Source organism: Myroides sp. JBRI-B21084 (genome assembly GCF_030545015.1).
Taxonomy (GTDB): domain Bacteria; phylum Bacteroidota; class Bacteroidia; order Flavobacteriales; family Flavobacteriaceae; genus Flavobacterium.
Window position 1 is genome coordinate 2448791 of record NZ_CP120653.1, and the last position, 19701, is coordinate 2468491.

Sequence of the window (19701 nt, forward strand, 5' to 3'; positions counted from 1 at the left end):
CAAGTTATGAAGAAGTTTTTTGAAACTTTAGCCAGTATTTGGAATATCGAAGAACTTAAGAATAAAATCTTAATAACTTTAGGTATGTTGCTTGTGTATCGTTTTGGTGCACAAGTAACCTTACCAGGTATTGACGCTACAAAATTACATGCTTTATCAGATCAAACTGATCAAGGGATTGGATGGTTAATAAATGTGTTTACAGGAGGTGCGTTTTCGCAAGCTTCTATTTTTGCATTGGGTATCATGCCATATATCTCTGCGTCTATTGTAGTTCAGTTAATGGGTATAGCTGTACCTTATTTACAGAAACTTCAAAACGATGGTGAAAGTGGTAGAAAGAAGATGAATCAAATTACCAGATGGTTAACTATTGGTATTACCCTAGTACAAGGGCCAGGTTACATCTATAATTTGTACAAACAATTACCACCTGATGCATTCTTATTAGGTTTTAATTCTTTTTCTTTCTTGTTCTCTTCAGTATTAATCTTAACTACAGGAACAGTGTTTGCTATGTGGTTAGGTGAAAAGATTACTGATAAAGGAATTGGAAATGGTATTTCATTACTAATTATGGTTGGTATTATTGCTAAATTACCTATGGCTTTCTTACAAGAAACGCAATCGCGTATGGTAGCAGGTAATGGTGGTCCAATGATGATAGTAATTGAGGTTATTATTTGGTTATTAATTATTATTGCATGTATATTTTTAACCATGGCAGTACGCAAAATTCCTGTACAATACGCTCGTAGAAGCGTTGCAGGTGAGTACGATGCGGCATCGGTTTCAGGAAACCGTCAATGGATTCCTTTAAAATTAAACGCATCAGGTGTAATGCCAATTATCTTTGCACAAGCAATAATGTTTATACCACCAGTAATTGCTGGGTTATCCTCTTCAGACAGTGCACAAACTGTGACCACAATGTTTAGTAATATTTTTGGTTTAGAGTATAATTTAGTTTTTGCTTTGTTAATAATAATTTTTTCGTACTTTTACACCGCAATTACGGTACCTACTAATAAAATGGCCGATGATTTAAAACGTAGCGGTGGTTTTATTCCTGGAATTAAGCCAGGACAAGAAACTGCAAGCTTTTTAGATCGTATCATGTCATTAATTACGTTTCCAGGTTCGTTATTCCTTGCTGTAATTGCAGTTTTACCTGCAATAGCAGTATCGTTATTAGGAATACAACAAGGATGGGCTATGTTTTATGGTGGAACATCATTATTAATCTTAGTAAGTGTTGTTATAGATACAATTCAGCAAATTAATGCTTATTTGTTAAACAAACAGTACGACGGTTTGATGAAAAGCGGAAAAAATAGAAAAGCAATTGCTTAATTTATGGCAAAACAATCAGCAATAGAACAAGACGGTTCAATTATAGAAGCATTATCAAATGCTATGTTCCGTGTAGAATTAGAGAACGGACATATAGTAATTGCTCATATTTCTGGTAAAATGCGTATGCATTATATCAAATTATTACCTGGTGATAAAGTGAAATTAGAAATGAGCCCTTACGATTTGTCTAAAGCAAGAATTACTTATAGATATTAAAGGCTGTTAAAATGAAAGTAAGAGCATCAGTAAAGAAAAGAAGTGCAGAATGCATTATTGTACGTAGAAAAGGAAGATTATACGTTATTAATAAAAAGAATCCTAGATTTAAACAAAGACAAGGATAATTATGGCAAGAATAGCAGGGGTAGATATACCTAAAAATAAAAGAGGAATTATTGCTTTAACTTACATTTTTGGTGTAGGTTTAAGTAGAGCAAAAGAGGTGTTGGCAACAGCTAACGTAAACGAAGATAAAAAAGTTTCTGAGTGGAACGATGATGAAATCGGTGCTATTCGTGAAGCGGTATCTCATTACAAAATTGAAGGTGAATTACGTTCAGAAGTATCTTTAAACATTAAACGTTTAATGGATATTGGTTGTCAACGTGGTATCCGTCATAGAGCTGGTCTTCCATTAAGAGGACAAAGAACTAAAAACAACTCTAGAACAAGAAAAGGTAAAAGAAAAACTGTTGCTAACAAGAAAAAAGCAACTAAATAATAAGTAGTATGGCTAAAGCAAATACAAAAAAACGTAAAGTTATAGTTGAGTCTACTGGTGAAGCTCATATCAATGCAACATTTAACAACATCATTATTTCGTTAACAAACAAAAAAGGTGAAGTTATTTCTTGGTCATCAGCTGGTAAAATGGGATTCCGTGGATCTAAAAAGAACACGCCTTATGCAGCACAAATGGCAGCAGAAGATTGCGGTAAAGTAGCTTTAGAGGCAGGACTTAAAAAAGTAAAAGTTTACGTTAAAGGACCTGGAAACGGTAGAGAATCTGCAATTCGTTCTATCCACAACAGTGGTATCGAAGTAACAGAAATCATCGACATTACTCCAATTCCTCACAACGGATGTCGTCCTCCAAAAAGAAGAAGAGTTTAATTTTATATTGTAGTATAACCTAAGGTAGGAAACGATTATCGGAGGATGAGACCTGAATTCATAATCCCTACCTTTTTTATTTTTTTAAAATGGCAAGATATACTGGTCCACAAACAAAAATCGCTCGTAAATTCGGAGAAGCAATCTTCGGAGATGATAGAGCATTCGAAAAAAGAAATTACCCTCCAGGGCAACATGGTTTAGCTAAAAAGAGAGGTAAAAAATCTGAATACGCAATTCAGTTAATGGAGAAACAAAAAGCTAAATACATCTATGGTGTTTTAGAAAAGCAATTCCGTAATATGTTTAAAAAAGCATCTGCTGCTAAAGGTGTAACAGGTGAAGTTTTAATTCAGTTATGTGAATCACGTTTAGACAATGTTGTTTACAGAATGGGTATCGCTCCTTCTCGTCGTGCAGCTCGTCAAATTGTTTCTCACAGACACGTTACCGTTAACGGTGAGTTAGTTAACATTCCTTCATATCAATTAAAAGCTGGTGATAAAGTAGCTGTTCGTGAAAAATCAAAATCTTTAGATGCAATCGAACGTTCATTATCTAATTCTAGCGCTGTTTACGAATGGATTACTTGGAATAACGAAACGAAAGAAGGTACATTTGTAAGTGTTCCTGCTAGACTTCAAGTTCCAGAAAACATTAAAGAGCAGTTAATCGTAGAGTTGTACAACAAATAATAATTGACATTCAGTCGAAATACACATGGCAATATTTAATTTTCAAAAGCCCGACAAAGTTATCATGATTGATTCAACCGATTTTAAAGGGAAATTCGAATTTCGTCCTTTAGAACCTGGTTATGGATTAACTATTGGTAATGCACTAAGAAGAGTACTTCTGTCATCATTAGAAGGATACGCAATAACTTCGGTACGTATTGAAGGTGTTGAGCATGAGTTTTCTACTATTTCTGGTGTTGTTGAGGATGTAACAGAAATTATCTTAAACTTAAAACAAGTACGTTTTAAACGTCAGATTGAAGATGTAGATAATGAATCTGTTAGCATATCATTCACAGGAAAAGATCAATTAACAGCAGGTGATTTCCAAAAATTTATCTCTGGTTTTCAAGTTCTAAATCCTGATTTAGTAATTTGTAACTTAGATAGTAAAGTAACTATTAATATGGAACTTTCTATTGAAAAAGGTAGAGGATATGTACCAGCAGAAGAGAATAGAAAGCCAAATGCACCTTTTGGAACAATTTATACAGACTCTATTTATACGCCTGTAAAAAATGTTAAATACGCAATAGAAAACTATCGTGTAGAACAAAAAACCGATTATGAAAAATTAGTTTTTGATATCGTTACCGATGGATCTATCCACCCTAAAGATGCTTTAACAGAAGCTGCTAAAACTTTGATTCATCATTTTATGTTATTCTCTGATGAAAGAATCACTTTAGAGGCCGATGAAATTGCTCAAACTGAATCATACGATGAGGAATCATTACATATGAGACAGCTTCTGAAAACAAAATTGGTAGATTTAGATCTTTCAGTAAGAGCATTAAATTGTTTAAAAGCGGCTGAAGTTGATACATTAGGCGATTTAGTTTCTTATAACAAAAACGATTTAATGAAATTTAGAAACTTCGGAAAGAAATCTTTAACTGAACTTGAAGAATTAGTACAAGTTAAAGGTTTAACTTTTGGAATGGATCTATCAAAATACAAATTAGATAAAGAATAAATTACTTCATATTTTGCGCTCCTAATTATGGATTGATGCAAGATGAAGCTAAAAAGAAGACGTCATGAGACACGGAAAAAAAGTAAATCACTTAAGCAGACAAGCTAGTCACAGAAAAGCAATGTTAGCTAATATGGCTTGTTCTTTAATTGAACATAAGCGTATTAACACTACTGTTGCTAAAGCTAAAGCTTTAAAACAATTTGTTGAGCCTTTAGTAACTAAATCTAAAACAGACGATACTCACAACCGTCGTATTGTTTTTTCTTACTTAAGAGATAAATATGCTGTAACTGAATTATTCAGAGAAGTAGCACCTAAAGTAGGAGATCGTCCGGGAGGATATACACGTATTATTAAATTAGGAAATCGTTTAGGAGATAACGCTGAAATGGCGATGATTGAATTAGTTGATTTCAACGAAATTTATAATGCAGGTAAAAAAGAAGTTAAAAAAGCTACAACTAGAAGAGGTAGAAAAAAAGCTGAACCAAAAGCTGACGCTACCCCTGCAACTGAAACTTCTACTGAAGCTAATGAAACAAATGAATAATTTATTTAACATACATTATTCTATTATATTAAAAGGACAAACTTTTAAAGTTTGTCCTTTTTTTTATGCTTTTTTTTAAACTATTTGTATTAATTTTGTACACCATAACAACATCAACAAACAATGAAATATACTTCTAAAGATAAAGCAATCGTACTTTTAAGCGATGGCACTATTTTTTATGGAAAATCTGTAGGGATTAAAGGCACAACAACTGGTGAAATTTGTTTTAATACTGGAGTAACTGGTTATCAAGAAATTTTTACCGACCCTTCTTATTTTGGACAAATTATGTTATCTACCGTAGCACATATTGGTAATTATGGCGTGCATGAAGATGAAGTAGATTCTGACGGGATCAAAATTGCTGGTTTAGTTTGTAAAAATTTTAGTTCTAATTTTTCTCGTCCAGCTGCAAATGGTTCTTTATATGACTATTTTGAAAAGAAAAATTTAGTTGCAGTATCTGATGTAGATACACGTGCGTTAGTAAGTTACATTCGCGATAATGGTGCTATGAATGCTGTAATTTCTACCGACGGTAAATCAATTGAAGAATTAAAAGAAATTTTAGCAGCTGTTCCTAACATGAATGGTTTAGAATTAGCTTCTAAAGTATCTACAAAAGAGCCTTACTTCTATGGCGATGAAAATGCAACGTACAAAGTAGCCGCTTTAGATTTTGGTATAAAGACAAATATCTTGCGTTGCCTTGCAGCACGTGATTGTTATGTAAAGGTGTATCCTTACAACGCAACCCTTGAAGATTTAAATTCTTTTAACCCTGATGGCTATTTCTTATCTAATGGTCCAGGTGATCCACAACCATTAACCGAAGTTATTAAAACGGCTAAAGATATTATTGCAACAAATAAACCCGTTTTTGGAATTTGTCTAGGTCATCAAATTATTGCTTTATCGCAAGGTGTAAATACCTATAAAATGTTTAACGGTCACCGCGGTATTAATCATCCAATAATGAACGCAATTTCAGGTAAGGGTGAAATAACGTCACAAAACCACGGTTTTGCAGTTGTGCGTGAAGAAGTGGAACAAAACCCAAATTTAGAAATTACGCATTATCATTTAAATGACAATACCGTTGCTGGTATCCGTTTAAAAGATAAACAAGTTTTTTCGGTACAATACCACCCAGAATCTTCACCAGGACCAAACGATTCAAAATATCTTTTTGATGAATTTGTTTCGTATATGAAAGAACAAAAATAAGTTATTTAATATTTTACACACAAAACCCTTTCAATTTATTTCTGAAAGGGTTTTTCTTAACTTTTTTATTTATGAATATTACAGATTTACATAAATTACCTTTTTCTCATATATTGGGATATATTGATGATTTATACAACCACACACCAACAGCTTTTAAAAACGGTGAATTACAAAATGCGGCTTCTGAAAATCAAGGTAGTGCAAAAATTTTTTATTTTGCCAAGATGAATAATTTATCTAAGAATGATACCCTTTTGTTATTTTCAGAACATTATCAAGCAGTTTTAGATGATTTAGAGGGTACATCGCATCAAAATATTCGCAATTTTATGAAATTTGGTATAGAAGGACTTGTTTTTGAAAATGCTGCTTTACATTTAAAATAACATTTCAATGATAAAAAAAGAAGGCTCGGATTTTTACATCCGAGCCTTTTTTATTGAAAAAAGAGTGATTTTATTTTTTAGTTAATTTAATTTCTAAAACTCCATCACCGTTTATTTTGTCAAATGTTATTATTGAAGTTTCAACATCAAAAACACTTAATTTTAAAGCTTCAGTTTTAGGAACTTCTTTTCCATTAATAAGTACACGTTTAATACGAGTGTTACTAATACTTTTTTTGAAATCTTGTTCCAATTTGTTTATAAAATCAGAATTGTAAGCTTCTTCCGCTTCGCGTTTAGCTTTTTCTTCGGCATCTCGTTTTGCTTTTTCTTCCGCTTCGCGTTTCGCTTTTTCTTCGGCTTCGCGTCTTGCCTTTTCCTCAGCTTCGCGTCTTGCCTTTTCCTCAGCTTCGCGTTTTGCTTTTTCTTCAGCTTCACGTTTCGCTTTTTCTTCGGCTTCACGTTTCGCTTTTTCCTCAGCTTCGCGTCTTGCTTTTTCTTCCGCTTCGCGTTTCGCTTTTTCTTCGGCTTCGCGTTTTGCTTTTTCTTCGGCTTCTCGTTTTGCTTTTTCTTCGGCTTCGCGTTTTGCTTTTTCTTCAGCTTCACGTTTCGCTTTTTCTTCGGCTTCACGTTTTGCTTTTTCTTCGGCTTCACGTTTTGCTTTTTCTTCCGCTTCACGTTTCGCTTTTTCTTCGGCTTCGCGTCTAGCTTTTTCTTCAGCTTCACGTTTCGCTTTTTCTTCGGCTTCACGTTTTGCTTTTTCTTCGGCTTCACGTTTTGCTTTCTCTTCGGCTTCGCGTCTTGCTTTTTCTTCCGCTTCACGTTTCGCTTTTTCTTCGGCTTCGCGTTTTGCTTTTTCTTCCGCTTCACGTTTCGCTTTTTCTTCGGCTTCGCGTCTTGCTTTTTCTTCGGCTTCGCGTTTTGCTTTTTCTTCGGCTTCTCGTTTTGCTTTTTCTTCAGCTTCACGTTTTGCTTTTTCTTCAGCTTCGCGTTTCGCTTTTTCCTCAGCTTCACGTTTTGCTTTTTCCTCGGCTTCGCGTTTTGCTTTTTCCTCAGCTTCACGTTTCACTTTTTCTTCCGCTTCACGTTTCGCTTTTTCTTCTACTTCGCGTTTCGCTTTTTCTTCCGCTTCACGTTTTGCTTTTTCTTCAGCTTCGCGTTTCGCTTTTTCCTCAGCTTCGCGTTTTGCTTTTTCCTCAGCTTCGCGTTTTGCTTTTTCTTCGGCTGCAATTTTTGCTTTTTCTTCAGTAAAATGTGTTACCTTATCAATAATTGTTTGATCAACTTTAGTACTTTCAGATGCGAAATATTTGTTGCTATCGAATAATTTAATAATTATTGCCCCGTTACTTCCGATATCACCAAAAAATTCAACCGCTTCTTTAGGTTCTAATTGAACAATACTTTCGATATACTCTGGTTTGATTTTCGCATAATCAACATACCTGATTTTGTAACCATTTACAATTACTAAAGGGTTTTTTGGGATAACTTTGTGTGTGTTAATTGTTACTGATGCTGCTTGTAGATTTAAAGCAGCTATAGCACAACTGATAGATAGTACAATTTTTTTCATTTTAAATTTTTGAAATAATAGAAGCAAATTGCTCCATAGAATATAAACGTTTTTCCATTGAAAATATTGGACAAGACATCATAATTTCATCAATTTCATAACGATTAATGAAATCTATCAAATTTCGAGCCACAGTTTCTTTATTGCCAATAAAACTTTGAGCTGTCATATGATTGATTTGAACTTCTTCAATAATTGTCCAATTGTCATAAAAATGTAAACTTGGCGGTTGTAATTTTGTTTTTACATTTCTTACTAATCCTAAAAACATATTGTATAAAGAGGAAGCTTGTAATTTAGCATCTTCTTCATTTTCGCCAATAATAATATTTACACATGCAATTTTATAAGGTTTCTTTAATGATCCTTTTGCTTTAAAATTGCTAGTATATAATTCAAAAGCATCTTTTAATAAATGTGGTGCAAAATGTGCAGCAAAAGTGTAAGGTAAGCCTTCGTTTGCAGCTAAAAGGGCACTATCGGTACTTGAGCCTAATAAATAAATGGGTATTTCGGTTCCTTCGGCTACATATGCACGTATATTTTCTTCTGAACTTGTAGACGAAAAATATTTTTGAAGTTTAGCAACGTTAACAGGAAATTCGTGTACACCTTTTAAAAATGTTTCGTTTAATTCTTTTGCAGTATTCGGGTCGGTTCCTGGTGCGCGTCCTAAACCTAAATCAATTCTATTTGGATATAGTTGCGCCAAAGTACCCAGTTGTTCTGCAACGATTAAAGGGGAGTGATTAGGAAGCATAATTCCGCCAGATCCAACGCGAATGTTAGAAGTTTGTGAAGCAACATATCCCATTAAAACAGAGGTAGCATTACTAGCAACACCTTCCATATTATGGTGTTCAGCAAGCCAAAATCTATTAAAACCTAAATTATCAGCTTGTTGGGCTGTTTTTTTAAGTTCAGCAAATGCATCTTGTACGGTGTTTTTTTCTTTAACGTAAACTAAATCAAGGTAGGAATAGTTCATAATTTTTTTTCAAAATTACTACTTTTATTTCAACTATAATTTGATTTTATTTTTTAGCTTTAAGAAAATCTTTCTACCTTATCATATGGATCTTTTTTTAATCACATTTGCTGCACTTTTTTCGGTTATTAATCCGTTAGGAACTGTGCCTATCTTCTTAGGTTTAACGCAAGAAGATACCAAAGAAGTTAAAAATAAAACGGCTTTATGGGCATCTATCAATGTATTTATTATTCTAGTAATCTCTTTTTTTATTGGAAAAATTATTCTTAATTTTTTTGGAATTAGTATTGATGTGCTACGTATAGCTGGTGGTGTAGTTATTTGTTCGTCGGGTTTTGGTTTACTTTCAGGTAGTTTTAGTAAGCGAAGAGGGGTGAATAAAAAGGTAACTAACGATGCCCAGCACCGAAATGACATAGCTTTAACTCCACTTGCCATTCCTATGATGGCAGGGCCTGGATCTATGTCGTTACTTATTGCTATGGAACAAGATAACCCCGAATTAATTAATAAACTTTTAATTGTTGCAGCTATTTTTATGGTTGCAATTAGCGTTTTTTTGATTTTAAGGAGTGCCAATTATATCTCTAAATTATTAGGAGCTGCAGGTATTGTTGCAATTTCTAGAATTATTGGCTTTTTAGTTTTAGCTATTGGTATTCAATATATCATTAATTCTATACTTGTAATTTTTAAAATGCAATAAAGGTGTCTAATATAGAACACCTTTATTAAAACTAAACAACAATTAACATACTAATATAAAATTACTTCAGTTTTTACTTAAGTAAAGATACTGTTTGTTTTTATTTAGAACTAATAAAAATAAACTTTATTTAATTTTTTAATGAAAGAACTATTTAAAACGTACAGAATTGAAATTTTAGCTGGTTTAACGGTTGCAATGACTATGATACCAGAGTCGTTATCGTTTGGCTATTGTAGCAGGGTTACCACCATTAACAGGCTTATACGGCGCATTTATAATGGGAATAATCACAGCTTTTTTAGGAGGTAGACCAGGAATGATATCGGGTGGAGCCGGAGCAACGGTTATTGTTATGATTGCTTTAATTGCTCAGTATGGAATTGAATATTTTTTTGCAGCGGTAATTTTAGCTGGGTTAATACAAGTTTGTGTAGGGCTTTTTAAATTAGGAAAATTTGTGCGCTTGGTTCCACAGCCTGTAATGTACGGTTTTTTAAATGGTTTAGCTGTTGTGATTTTTATGTCGCAAATAGATCAATTTAAAACTAAAAAAGGGCTTCATTTTGAATGGTTACAAGGTGAATCGTTAGTTGTAATGGCCGGTTTAGTTTTGGTAACCATTGCATTAATATATGTAATTCCAAAAATATCAAAAGCATTACCTACAACTTTAATTGCCATTGTAGTAGTTTTTGTTTTGGTACATCTTTTACAAATTGATACTAAAATGGTTGCAGATATTGCGGCTATTAGTGGTAGTTTACCGCCATTACATATACCAAATATTCCTTTTAATATTCAAACGTTACAAATTATATTTCCGTATGCGTTAATAATGGCTGGTGTTGGTTTATTAGAAAGTTTACTTACACTAACTCTTGTTGATGAAATAACAGAAACTCGTGGAAATGCTAATAAAGAATCGGTGGCACAAGGAATAGCTAATATAACCAACGGTTTTTTTACAGGTATGGGTGGCTGTGCTATGATTGCGCAAACATTTGTTAACTTAAATGCTGGTGCACGCAAACGCATTTCGGCTATTGTAAGTGCTTTGGCAATTCTTTTAATAATTTTAGTTGGTGCTCCGGTTATAGAAATGATTCCTATGGCTGCCTTAGTAGGCGTTATGATGATGGTTGCAATTACTACATTTAGTTGGGGATTTTTAAAAAAAATGACTAAAATGCCCAAAAGCGATATACTTGTAACCATTATTGTAGCTGGTATCACCATTATTTTTCACAATTTAGCCGTTGCTGTTTTAATTGGAATTATTATTTCGGCATTGGTTTTTGCATGGGAAAGTGCCAAACGTATACGTGCAAGAAAATTTATTGACGAAAACGGCATGAAGCATTATGAAATTTACGGACCATTGTTTTTTGGATCGGTAGCTAATTTTAACGAAAAGTTTGATGTAACAAACGATCCAGACACCGTGATGATATCGTTTAAAGAAAGTAGAATTGCCGATATGAGTGGAATTGAAGCCTTAGACTTATTAACTAAAAAATACAACGATCGCAATAAAAAAGTAATTCTTACCCATTTAAGTTCTGATTGCCGTAGATTGTTAGAAAACGCTTCGGCAGTTATACAAGTGAATATTGCTGAAGATCCTCTTTATAAAATACCGAGCGATTTGTTGTAGATTAATGAAAAACAATATGAGACTATCACAATTACAAATATTATTAATCACAGTAAGTGGTTTTCTAATTAGTTGTAAAAAAGAAAATTTGAATTCTGTTAAAGCAGAGGAATCAACTAAATATCTTTTAGAGTCTCAATACAACTCAGCTTTTTTTGAAAAAACAACCTTTCAAATAGAAGAAGATAGTAGTTATATTTTTACTAAAGAAATTGATTTAGATCACGATAATAGTTCTATAATTTCAAAGGGAAAAGTACGTATTCAAAATGACACCATCATTTTCAGATATCATGAATTTCCAATAAATCAAGCAAAGAAAGCAGTATTAAAAAATAATTTAATCATTTTTTTAAATGCTGAAAATCCATATCGCCTTCCAATTTCTAAAACTAAATTAGTTGTAAGGAATTATTATGATTTAGATAAATTCAAAAATTATAGCACTTTTACATCAGAGGAATTTTTCTTGAAGTATTATTCTACGAAGGATTTTATTAATTATGAATTACGAAATAGTGATATGATACAATTAGATAAAATTCTAAAGAAAATACTACAAGACAACAATGATAAATTGAGGAATTTTGGACAATATGTATTTCAATGTTGTGCTATTAAAAATGATAAAGAGGAAATTGAAGTTTTTATTAAAATTAATTGCGGTGATGAGACTACTGATGGAAGTTTTAAAATAGGTAAATTTTCAATGCTTGATGGCGGAAACTGTAATGTAAGTCTAAAAATTAACCTAACAAAAAACACCTATTCGGATTTATCGATAGCTGAGGCTGTATGAAATGAAAATATACAAAAAACGCATTGATTTTCAATGCGTTTTTTTAGTTTTATTATTCTTGTGGTAAAAACACTTCCGCCAGCATACAACGGGCACTTCCGCCACCGCATGCTTCAATAGTGTAAAGCGGTGCGTGAAGAATAGCACAATGTTTTTCTATAGCTTTAATCTGCACATCGGTTAAGCTTTCGTACGCCTGTGTGCTCATTACCATATACAATTGTCCATTTGCTCCTTCAACTTGCAACATATTTCCAGCAAAATGGTTTACCTGATCTTCGGTGATATAAATAATTTCTTTACCATCTTCTTTCAGGCTGTTTACAACCAATTTGCGCTCTTGTTTATCATCAATACTATCGCCGCAAATAACAGCAAATGTTTCGGCAATACTCATCATTACATTGGTGTGGTAAATAGGTAAACGTTTGCCATCTACGGTTTGATAAGCTTCAAAAATTACTGGGTGCATATCGTTGTCTTCACAAAACTCTATTATCAGTTCTTCATCTGCACGAGGTGATAAAGCTGCATAAACCTTAGCGTTTTCACGATCTATGATCATACTTCCGGTTCCTTCTAAAAAAATATTGTCTTCTTCGGCCGATGTATAATCGTTGATTTCGTTAATTATAAACCCTTTTTCTTCTAAAATATCTAAAATATCTTCACGGCGCTCTAATCTGCGGTTTTCTGCAAACATTGGGTACAAAACTACTTCGGCGTTATCGTGAAATGAAATCCAGTTATTTGGAAAGATACTGTCTGGCGTGTCGCTTTCTTTAGTATCATCAACCACTACCACGTTTACACCAACCGATTGTAAACGTTCTACAAAACCATCAAATTCATCTTGCGCTTTTTGGTTTACGTTTGCAGGGGTTAATCCTTCTAATTTTTTTTGATAATAATTATTTACAGCCGTTTGTTCGTTCATACGAAATTGTACAGGACGAATCATTAATACGGTATTTGCAGCTTGTTGGCTCATATTTTTTTGTTTAAAGTTTAAAGTTCAAGGTTTAAAACGTTACATAACTTTAAACCTGAAAACTAAATCAATTTATTTTTCTCTAATCAAAGGTAAGGTTGAACATCGTAAAAGACCTTCTTGTTTTGAAATTTCGGCATACGGAATTTCTTCAACAATAAAACCGTTTTCACGTAACCAATTGTTTAAACGCGTAAAGTTACGTTCAGATACCACCACATTTGTATCAATAGAAAAAACGTTTGAATTCATGTGGTACATTTCTTCGCGTTCGATATGAAACAGATTTTCTTTTCCGAATAAATTTACCAAATACATATAGTCTGCTTCTTCACGAAAGCCACTTTTGTAAATAATGCCTTTGTTTTTTCCAACCGGTTGAAAACAGCAATCTAAATGCAAGGCGTTATCGCGTGGTTCAATTTTTGATTTTACTAAATCAAATTCTTTTACAATTTTGTTCGGGAAAAGCTCTTTTATGTATTGCACACCTGCCATATTGGTACGCGCTGTAATAAAATCTTTGTAATCGCTTCCTTTGTAAGTACCTATAAAAATATGGTCGTTGTGTAGCATTACATCACCTCCTTCAATATGCACCTCTTCAGGCGGACGCACTACTTTTTTAGGATCTATTTTATCAATAACGTATTGAATAGCATCTAGTTCACGTTCTCGATCGGGTAAAATATTTGCTTTAATAAAAATATCATCAATTACAAAACCAATATCTCTACTAAAAATTTGGTTATAATTTTCTATAATTTCAGGTCTGTAAACCGTAACGTTGTATTTTTTAAAAACTTCGTTAAAAGCTTCCATTTCGGCAATCATATCTTTTTCTAGGGGATAAGTACCTGCTTTAATATGTTCTAACGATTTTGGATCGTAAGCTTCGTCAATTGTTGGTGTTGGGCCATTGCTTTGGGCAGTTCCAAGAATTACAGCTTTTAGTTTTGAAGTTTCGTTTGTTACATGTAAATTCATATAAATGTATTTTGATACACAGCAAATATAAGAAGTAATTTGCTGTTATGCTATTAAAAACAACAAAGCCAAATCTGTTATTGATTTGGCTTTGTTTATAATTTAGAACTAAAAATTATCTTTGGTTCATATCTTTAAAAGGGCGTAATTGTTCACCAACGTAAACTTGACGAGGACGACCAATTGGTTCTTTATTTTCACGCATTTCTTTCCATTGTGCTACCCATCCTGGTAAACGACCAATTGCAAACATTACCGTAAACATTTCGGTAGGAATACCTAACGCACGGTAAATAATACCTGAATAGAAATCTACGTTTGGATACAAGTTACGTGATACAAAATATTCGTCTTTCAACGCCATTTCCTCTAAATCTTTAGCGATTTTTAAGATTGGGTCGTTTACACCTAATTCTGCCAATACTTCATCAGCAGCTTTTTTAATGATACGTGCACGTGGGTCGAAATTTTTGTACACACGGTGCCCGAAGCCCATTAAACGGAACGGATCGTTTTTATCTTTTGCTTTAGCAAGGTATTTTTCAGCATCGCCACCGTCTTTTTGAATTTCTTCTAACATTTCTAACACTGCTTGGTTAGCACCACCGTGAAGTGGACCCCAAAGAGCAGAAACACCAGCAGATATTGAAGCAAATAAGCCTGCGTGTGATGAACCTACCATACGCACTGTTGATGTTGAACAGTTTTGTTCGTGATCGGCGTGTAAAATAAATAACTTATCAATTGCATTTAAAACTACTGGGTTTACTTTGTAAGGCCCTGTAGGTAATTTAAACATTAATTGTAAAAAGTTTTCAACGTATGGTAATGTGTTATCGTAATAATTTAATGGATAACCGTTAATTTTTCTGTAAGTCCAAGTTGCAACAACTAAAAATTTACCCATAATTTTACAAACAGCTTCGTACATTTCGTTAGCGTTGTCTGTATTTACAACTTTAGGGTTAAAAGCAGTTAAAGCACAAGTTAACGACGCTAAAATGCCCATTGGGTGTGCATGTTTAGGGAAGCCATCAATAATGCCTTTCATTTCTTCGTTAACTAAAGTGTATTTACGAATATCGTTTTCAAATTTTTCAATTTGTTGTGCAGTTGGTAATTCGCCAAAAATAACTAAATACGCTACTTCTAAAAAGTTCGATTTTTCTGCTAAATCTTCAATAGAATAGCCACGGTATCTTAAAATTCCTTCTTCGCCGTCTAAAAACGTAATAGCACTTTTACATGAACCCGAATTTTTATAACCCGGATCTAATGTAATAGCACCAGTTAAGGCTCTTAACTTTTCAATATCAATAGCTACTTCGTTTTCAGTTCCAACAATTACAGGTAATTCAAACGTTTTGTCATCTAAAGATATAGTTGCAGTATTTGACATATATTTTTTTGTTTATTTTTTATTTTGTTTCAAGCGAATTTAATAAAAATGTTTTATTTAATAAAACATAAACAGATAAATAATTCTTATGCTTTATATAAAATATTTATAATAAATTTAATTGTTGATGCTTGTAGGGTGGTTATATTTTTAAATAATTAAGATTAAATTTTGATATTCTTAATTTTTATGATTAGGATTTACGAAATTGTAAAAAAAAGGAATAAAAAACAGAAAAGACGCCATGCGTCTTTTCTGTAATATTTTAAAAAAAAATTATCTTTTTATTTTAAAAGCTTTGCTTTGCGGGTAATAAGCAACACTTCCTAATTCTTCTTCAATACGTAATAATTGGTTGTATTTACTCATACGGTCTGAACGTGAAGCAGAACCTGTTTTAATTTGTCCGCAGTTTAAAGCTACAGCTAAATCTGCAATAGTATTGTCTTCAGTTTCTCCAGAGCGGTGACTCATTACCGAAGTGTAACCTGCATTGTGTGCCATGTTTACAGCAGCAATTGTTTCGCTTAACGTACCAATTTGGTTCACTTTAATTAAAATTGAATTGGCTGTGTTTTCGTTTATACCACGTTGTAAACGAGCTACGTTTGTTACAAATAAATCATCGCCCACTAATTGAACTTTATCACCAATTTTTTGAGTTAATAAATTCCAACCAGCCCAATCGTCTTCATACATACCGTCTTCAATAGAAATAATTGGGTACTTTTCACACAATTCAGCTAAATAAGAAGCTTGTTCTTCAGATGTGCGTACTTTTCCTGATTCGCCTTCAAATTTTTTGTAGTCGTATTTTCCTTCTACATAAAATTCAGAAGCTGCACAATCTAAAGCAATCATAATGTCTTTTCCAAAAACATAACCTGCTTTTTCAACAGCTAGTTTAATTGAATCTAATGCGTCTTCAGTTCCGCCTGCTAGATTAGGTGCAAAACCACCTTCGTCGCCAACAGCTGTGCTTAAATTTCTATCGTGTAAAACTTTTTTAAGATTGTGGAAAATTTCGGTTCCCATTTGCATTGCTTCTGTAAAATTAGTAGCAGAAACGGGCATGATCATAAATTCTTGAAAAGCAATTGGAGCGTCAGAGTGTGATCCACCATTAATAATATTCATCATTGGAACTGGTAATGTGTTTGCTGAAACACCACCTACATAACGATATAAGGGCATGCCTAGTTCATTAGCAGCTGCTTTTGCTACGGCTAGCGATACACCTAAAATGGCGTTTGCACCAATGTTTGATTTGTTTGGAGTACCATCTAATTCAATCATTGCCTGATCAATTGCATTTTGTTCAAAAACACTGTAACCTACAATGTTTTCTGCAATAACTTCGTTTACGTTTTTAACAGCGTTTAAAACGCCTTTTCCCATCCAATGTTTGCCACCATCGCGTAATTCTACTGCTTCATGTTCACCTGTTGATGCACCTGATGGAACTGCAGCACGACCTAAAACACCGTTTTCAGTGATTACGTCTACTTCTACTGTTGGGTTTCCGCGAGAGTCTAATATCTGGCGTGCGTGAATTTTTACAATTGTACTCATATCTTAATTGTGTTGTATAATTTGTTGTGCAAATGTACTTATTTGATTGTTAAAAAAAAAGAAACTTATTCAGCTTCTTTTAAATTATCAAATTTAAATTTTTATAAGTTTTGCAATGCCTTTTTGCTGAATAAAACTTTGCATAATTTCTACATTTTTAGTGGTGTAAAATTCTGAGATGCCTAATTTGTTATCAGTTTTAAGTAGGTTTTGTTGTTCTAATATTTTTTTAGTGTGTTTAGCAACAGCTAAGCCGGAATCTATAATTTTTATGTTTTGTGGTAAAATTTGTTGCAATATTGGGGTTAGGTAAGGGTAGTGGGTGCAACCTAAAACCAAATGATCTATGTTTTTTTCAACCATTGGCGATAGGTAGGTTGTTAATAAATCTTTAAGTTCGGTTGAATACAATCCTCCTTCTTCAATAATTTGCACAATATTATACCCTATTTGGTTTATAAAAGTTACGTTTGGATATAAAGTTTGTGCTTCTGTATATTTTTTGCTTTGTAAAGTACCTTGAGTGGCTAGTACACCAACAACACCAGTTTGGGTGTTTAAAGCAGCAGGTTTTATAGCAGGTTCAATTCCAATTATAGGTACTTTGTAAGTGTTGCGTAATTCGGTAATGGCATTGGTTGTTGCGGTATTGCATGCAACAATTATTATTTTTGCGTTTTTATTAAGCAACCATTCAGTGTTTTTTTTAGATAAGTGTATAATTTCTTCTTTCGTTTTTTGGCCATAGGGTGCGTTTAAACTATCACCTAAAAATAGGGTGTTTTCATTAGGTAAAATATTATTTACAGCTTGCCACACGGTGGTGCCACCTATACCAGAATCAAATAAACCTATAGGACGTGTATCGTTCATAAAACAAATGTAAAAAAAAACTACCTTAAATTTTAAGGTAGTTTTTATATTATTTTGTGAAAAACGAATTAGTTCAAAATTTTTAATTCTTTTTTAACTTCAGCCATTAAATTAGGACCATCGGCTAAGATAACCCCTGAGCCAATTGTAGAATCTAATACATATTTGTAACCTTTTGCACGCGCTACTTTGTGAATTGCTTGCTGTGCTTTAGTTAAAATTGGTTCAGATAAAGCCATTTCTTTTTTAGCCATTTCTTGTTGTGCATTTTGAGCAAACATACCAATGCGTTCTTCCATTTCTTGCATTTCTTTCATACGTGTTTGGTTTAATGCATCACCAGCTGTAGCAGCTTCTGATTGGTATTTTTGACCTTTAGTTTGAAAGTCCTTTTGCATTGTTTCCAATTCTTTTTTGTATTTGTCTTGCAATTTTGTTAATTCGTCTTTAGCTGTTTTAGACTCAGGCATTAAAGGAATTAACTCTGATACGTTAATGTGTGCTACTTCTTGTGCTTGTGCAGCCACGTTAAAACCTACAACCATTAATGCTGCCAAAAACAATTTTTTTAATTTTCTCATTTTAGAATTTTAATTTAATTTAACTTATAAAACCTTTGCGAAGGTACTTATTTTTTTAAAATTTATATTTATATTTTTTTTCGATTTTCTATTTCTTTTAAACGATTTAGCTTTTCTTGTTGCATTTTTTTCTTGCGTTCTTCAATTTGTTGTTTGCGCTCTTTTAATGCTTTTTCTTTTTTTGCTAAAACCTCTTTTTTGCGTTCTTCTTGTTCCTTTTTTAGTTGTTGAACACGTTCAGAAACAGGTTTGTTTGTTGTTGTATTTGTTTGTTGCAATTTACCAGTAATCGCTTCTTCTCTTTTACGTATTGCTTCTTCCTTGGCTTTTTCGCGTGCTTGTTTTGCTTCTTCTTGTTTTTTTAGAATTTCGTTTTTACGTTTTTCTAAATCTTCAAGTTTTTTTTGTTTTATACGTTCGCGTTCAGCTTTTATTTTCTCAATTTGCTCTAGTTTTTCACGACGTAATTTTTCAGCAGGCGTTTCAGTTGGTGTGTTTAGATTTGCCTTATTTTGGTTTGCCAATTGTTGTTGTTGTTCTTTTTCTTCTTCTAACAAACGTTGGCGTTCTTCAAGTTCGTCGCGTTTTGAACGTTGACGCTCTTTAATTTCATTTTGGCGTTCTGCAACTTCTAACTGTTCAACCTCTTTTTTGGTTAATTTGTTTTTGTTTCGCGATATTTCAAGTTTACGTAAAACTTGATCTGAAATTTCGTCTGAAGAATTGATATATAACAAAGCTGCTTCACTACTTGCTGATTTATCAATAACTGAAGAATAGCGTTTTTTCTTGGCGATTTCTTCAACTATTGTTGAAATTTGATCTTGTAAGGGTTTCGCTAAGTTTAGTTTTTGTTTGAAATAATCACCGTCTTTACCAAATTTTTCGTGTTGATATTCTAACAGTTCTTTTTCAATTATTTGTATATCTTCTTCTTTTTCCTCTATTAATTGTTGGGTTAGCAAAGGACGTTCAACATTTAAGTTTTCTTTTAAATCTGTAATTTCCTTTTTTTTGCGTTCAATTACGGCTTCCCATTCAATTGTGCGTTTTTTTAATTCTTTATTAGCTTCGTCATATTCGGGCATTTTACTCATTATAAAATCTGAATCTATATAAGCAATACGACCCTTTTGTGCAAAACCTGCCGTGCACATTGTTAGCAATAAAAAAGAAACTATTTTTTTCATACATTTAAATATTATTCAAAATGTG

21 protein-coding genes and 1 pseudogene are annotated in these 19701 nt (G+C 33.0%); 13 read left to right on the forward strand and 9 right to left on the reverse strand.

The annotated features are described in order from the left end of the window. Positions 1-6 precede the first annotated feature (6 nt). The 10 genes from secY (at position 7) to P3875_RS11855 (ending at position 6354) form a co-directional block, all read left to right on the forward strand. Complete coding sequence (gene secY, locus P3875_RS11810; protein ID WP_303444158.1) at positions 7-1353, forward strand: preprotein translocase subunit SecY; 1347 nt, start codon at positions 7-9, stop codon at positions 1351-1353. A gap of 3 nt (positions 1354-1356) precedes the next feature. Beyond that, entirely contained in the window at positions 1357-1572 is a 216-nt protein-coding gene (gene infA, locus P3875_RS11815; protein ID WP_007136545.1) for a translation initiation factor IF-1, read from the forward strand. 11 nt (positions 1573-1583) lie between these two features. After that, a complete protein-coding gene (ykgO, locus tag P3875_RS11820) occupies positions 1584-1700 on the forward strand; it encodes a type B 50S ribosomal protein L36 (RefSeq protein WP_002987490.1) in 117 nt (38 codons plus the stop codon). 2 nt (positions 1701-1702) lie between these two features. Beyond that, positions 1703-2077: a 30S ribosomal protein S13 gene (rpsM, locus tag P3875_RS11825; protein WP_303444159.1), complete on the forward strand. Its 375-nt coding sequence runs from the start codon at positions 1703-1705 to the stop codon at positions 2075-2077. 8 nt (positions 2078-2085) lie between these two features. After that, positions 2086-2469, forward strand: coding sequence for a 30S ribosomal protein S11 (rpsK, locus tag P3875_RS11830; protein ID WP_091100371.1), 384 nt, complete (start codon positions 2086-2088; stop codon positions 2467-2469). An 89-nt stretch (positions 2470-2558) separates the two neighbouring features. Further along, complete coding sequence (rpsD, locus tag P3875_RS11835; protein ID WP_303444160.1) at positions 2559-3164, forward strand: 30S ribosomal protein S4; 606 nt, start codon at positions 2559-2561, stop codon at positions 3162-3164. A 25-nt stretch (positions 3165-3189) separates the two neighbouring features. Next, the gene (locus tag P3875_RS11840) at positions 3190-4182 is read left to right on the forward strand and encodes a DNA-directed RNA polymerase subunit alpha (RefSeq protein WP_257498234.1); all 993 of its coding nucleotides are present in this window, start codon (positions 3190-3192) and stop codon (positions 4180-4182) included. 64 nt (positions 4183-4246) lie between these two features. Beyond that, the gene (gene rplQ / locus P3875_RS11845; protein WP_303444161.1) at positions 4247-4735 is read left to right on the forward strand and encodes a 50S ribosomal protein L17; all 489 of its coding nucleotides are present in this window, start codon (positions 4247-4249) and stop codon (positions 4733-4735) included. A 123-nt stretch (positions 4736-4858) separates the two neighbouring features. After that, on the forward strand, positions 4859-5965 hold the full coding sequence (gene carA / locus P3875_RS11850; RefSeq protein ID WP_303444162.1) for a glutamine-hydrolyzing carbamoyl-phosphate synthase small subunit: 1107 nt from the start codon (positions 4859-4861) through the stop codon (positions 5963-5965). Positions 5966-6036: 71 nt separating this feature from the next. Further along, positions 6037-6354: a HopJ type III effector protein gene (locus tag P3875_RS11855; RefSeq protein ID WP_303444163.1), complete on the forward strand. Its 318-nt coding sequence runs from the start codon at positions 6037-6039 to the stop codon at positions 6352-6354. A gap of 70 nt (positions 6355-6424) precedes the next feature. Here the strand turns inward: P3875_RS11855 and P3875_RS11860 are convergent, their stop codons facing one another. Both P3875_RS11860 and P3875_RS11865 read right to left on the reverse strand, forming a co-directional pair. Further along, positions 6425-7930, reverse strand: a complete 1506-nt coding sequence (locus tag P3875_RS11860) for a hypothetical protein (protein ID WP_303444164.1) — start codon at positions 7928-7930, stop codon at positions 6425-6427. 1 nt (position 7931) lies between these two features. Continuing rightward, complete coding sequence (locus tag P3875_RS11865) at positions 7932-8918, reverse strand: LLM class flavin-dependent oxidoreductase (protein ID WP_303444165.1); 987 nt, start codon at positions 8916-8918, stop codon at positions 7932-7934. An 85-nt stretch (positions 8919-9003) separates the two neighbouring features. Between P3875_RS11865 and P3875_RS11870 the strand changes: the two genes are divergently transcribed. The 3 genes and pseudogenes from P3875_RS11870 to P3875_RS11880 all read left to right on the forward strand — a co-directional run bounded on the left by P3875_RS11870 (position 9004) and on the right by P3875_RS11880 (position 12083). Next, the gene (locus tag P3875_RS11870; RefSeq protein ID WP_303444166.1) at positions 9004-9627 is read left to right on the forward strand and encodes a MarC family NAAT transporter; all 624 of its coding nucleotides are present in this window, start codon (positions 9004-9006) and stop codon (positions 9625-9627) included. A 141-nt stretch (positions 9628-9768) separates the two neighbouring features. Next, a pseudogene (locus tag P3875_RS11875) lies at positions 9769-11284 on the forward strand (SulP family inorganic anion transporter). A gap of 16 nt (positions 11285-11300) precedes the next feature. Beyond that, positions 11301-12083 carry a hypothetical protein gene (locus P3875_RS11880; RefSeq protein ID WP_303444167.1) on the forward strand — a complete coding sequence of 261 codons (783 nt, stop codon included), beginning with the start codon at positions 11301-11303 and terminating at the stop codon, positions 12081-12083. A 52-nt stretch (positions 12084-12135) separates the two neighbouring features. Here P3875_RS11880 and ctlX read toward each other — a convergent pair whose 3' ends face one another. The 7 genes from ctlX to P3875_RS11915 all read right to left on the reverse strand — a co-directional run bounded on the left by ctlX (position 12136) and on the right by P3875_RS11915 (position 19676). Next, positions 12136-13074 carry a citrulline utilization hydrolase CtlX gene (gene ctlX, locus P3875_RS11885; RefSeq protein ID WP_303444168.1) on the reverse strand — a complete coding sequence of 313 codons (939 nt, stop codon included), beginning with the start codon at positions 13072-13074 and terminating at the stop codon, positions 12136-12138. Between the two features lie 72 nt (positions 13075-13146). Continuing rightward, positions 13147-14061 carry a dimethylarginine dimethylaminohydrolase family protein gene (locus P3875_RS11890; protein ID WP_303444169.1) on the reverse strand — a complete coding sequence of 305 codons (915 nt, stop codon included), beginning with the start codon at positions 14059-14061 and terminating at the stop codon, positions 13147-13149. Positions 14062-14176: 115 nt separating this feature from the next. After that, the gene (locus tag P3875_RS11895; protein ID WP_303444170.1) at positions 14177-15460 is read right to left on the reverse strand and encodes a citrate synthase; all 1284 of its coding nucleotides are present in this window, start codon (positions 15458-15460) and stop codon (positions 14177-14179) included. Positions 15461-15736: 276 nt separating this feature from the next. After that, positions 15737-17032, reverse strand: a complete 1296-nt coding sequence (gene eno / locus P3875_RS11900; protein ID WP_303444171.1) for a phosphopyruvate hydratase — start codon at positions 17030-17032, stop codon at positions 15737-15739. Positions 17033-17125: 93 nt separating this feature from the next. Then, positions 17126-17905, reverse strand: a complete 780-nt coding sequence (gene murI, locus P3875_RS11905) for a glutamate racemase (protein ID WP_303444172.1) — start codon at positions 17903-17905, stop codon at positions 17126-17128. A 68-nt stretch (positions 17906-17973) separates the two neighbouring features. Next, positions 17974-18486 carry an OmpH family outer membrane protein gene (locus P3875_RS11910; RefSeq protein WP_303444173.1) on the reverse strand — a complete coding sequence of 171 codons (513 nt, stop codon included), beginning with the start codon at positions 18484-18486 and terminating at the stop codon, positions 17974-17976. Between the two features lie 68 nt (positions 18487-18554). Beyond that, positions 18555-19676 carry an OmpH family outer membrane protein gene (locus P3875_RS11915; protein ID WP_303444174.1) on the reverse strand — a complete coding sequence of 374 codons (1122 nt, stop codon included), beginning with the start codon at positions 19674-19676 and terminating at the stop codon, positions 18555-18557. Positions 19677-19701 lie beyond the last annotated feature (25 nt).